General features: G+C 71.6%; 1 protein-coding gene. It reads right to left on the minus strand.

All coding sequences use genetic code 11. From position 1 onward, the window contains the following. Positions 1–250 (minus strand): acyltransferase domain-containing protein (locus OO63_RS41165; protein WP_033264997.1); only part of this gene is annotated, 250 nt, incomplete at both ends.

Consider the following 250-nt stretch of genomic DNA (forward strand, 5'->3'; position numbering starts at 1 on the left):
CACCGTCTCCGGCAAGCCCTCATCAGTGACCCCGGCCTCGGACGCCTGGATCGCGACCATCGCGCCACCGGTCGGGAGCGCCTGCATGAGCGCGCCCCGAGCGGAGACCACCTTCACGGCGTCGGCCAGGGACCAGACCCCGGCCACGTGGGCCGCAGCCAGCTCACCGATCGAGTGGCCCGCAAGCACGTCGGGCCGCACACCCCACGACTCAAGGAGACGGAACAACGCCACCTCGACCGCGAACAGC

This window comes from Streptomyces alboflavus (assembly GCF_000716675.1).
Taxonomy (GTDB): domain Bacteria; phylum Actinomycetota; class Actinomycetes; order Streptomycetales; family Streptomycetaceae; genus Streptomyces; species Streptomyces alboflavus.